General features: G+C 48.6%; 1 pseudogene. It reads right to left on the bottom strand.

Annotation, left to right across the window (positions count from 1 at the left end):
- A pseudogene (locus A2517_RS04515) lies at positions 1-1,668 on the bottom strand (DNA mismatch repair protein); the annotation flags it as partial.

Below are 1,668 nucleotides of genomic sequence, written 5' to 3'. Positions count from 1 at the left end.
TCACGGTAACGCTCTTTGACCTGCGCGATCATCCGTGACTTGGCTCCCGCATTTTCGATCGAGAGTTCATCGAGGAGAGTCGAGGAGAGTTTGACCGCTGTTTTGAGTTTACGAACCTGAAAATCGCGGAAAAAGTAATGCTCTCCATCCAACGTAAAAAAGCTGTTATGGAGTGCCTCTTCGACACTCACGTAGCGGTTACGGGTCATCAACAGATGATACCCCTCACTCTCCAGCCATCCGATAGAGGCGAACGAACCCCCCGACTCGAAAAAAGTATCGATGTGACTGATAATAGCGGTTAGTTTCGCTTCGTTATTGCTTTGGAGCTGTTCCAATGCATCGATAGAGGGGTCAATCCCTTCGTTAAAGAGATTCTGATCTACCTGATCGCGTCGGAATTTGGCGCATGCTTCGATATTAAAGATGCGACGCAGTTCGGAAGCACACTGGCGGCACTCTTGTGCACTGGCTTTATCGTAGGTAATTTTTAAACGCTCGGCATCCTCGAACAGAGACTCCGCCGCACTCAGCGACGCATAAAAATAGGCGAGCTCAAAAGGGTGAAGTTTACCCAGCTTCAAACGACGCAGTATTCGCTCCAGATCGTACACCTCTTTGAGCTTTGTCTCCAACGGTGCGATATGATCCCCCATTTTATCGATCAAATCGTACCGCTCTTCGAGGAGTTTTGGATCGCAAATCGGGTTCAAAAGGCGTTCACGCAACAGCCGTTTCCCCATCGCCGTAGAGGTTTTATCGATCAGTTTGAGGAGTGTCATTTCGTCTGAGTCACGTGAAATGATCCCCAGCTGTTCCGCCGCATTGTTCCCCAGATACATATAGCGATTCGTCCCTAAAAAGGTCGGACGGTTCATCTTCTCGATAATCCCCGCATCGTGGTCGATAATGACGTTGATAAGGATACAGAGCGATTCGGAAGCGTACGGAAACCGTTCCAGATCGAGATACTCGATGGGGCTGAGGAGGGATCGGATTTGATAGATCCGTTCAAACAGTTCGTTTTGATAATCGATTCGCAGACGCTTCTCGTTCATCGAGGTTCGGTGATGGTTCTTGATTTCCAGATAACGATTCACTTCGTCACGGTCGATATCTCCCGCACAAAACGTCACTACTACTTCGGAGGTTTGGTAGCTTTGGAGCAGTGTAAATACTTCATCGAGGGCATACGTTTTATCTTCGCGGGTTCCGTGGATTTCGTTGATGAGGGTTTTTCCCGTCCCCACATCGATAGCGGAGTAACCGATGGAATAGACTCCGTTATTTTGATCTATGAGCAATGAAGCAATGTAGTTTTCGCTCGCTTCGGCGATGTAGTCGAAGTTCGTCCCCGGAGAAATGATGTTAGAGATATAGCGGCGGATGTTGGGGACTTCCCCCTGCTGACGGACGAGGACGATGGTGTATTTTTTCGATTGTACCAAACGGCTGAGATAGCGCTCGATCGAGACGGTCGGAACCCCTGCTAATAAGGGATTTTGGATGGAGTTTTCGAGTATCGTTTTGTTTTTACGGGTGAGCTGGATGTTGAGAAACTCGGCGACCTCTTTCGCCTTTCCGATCTTCATTTTTTCGTTGTTGACTTCGTAGACCTCGAAAAAAGAGCCCACTTCGATGATGACGAGGGTGTCGGAGCCGTATTTG

Source organism: Sulfuricurvum sp. RIFOXYD12_FULL_44_77, assembly GCF_001830725.1.
Lineage (GTDB): Bacteria > Campylobacterota > Campylobacteria > Campylobacterales > Sulfurimonadaceae > Sulfuricurvum > Sulfuricurvum kujiense_A.
The sequence above is the reverse complement of the archived record's forward strand: the minus strand, read 5'-3'. Positions and strand labels throughout refer to the sequence as shown.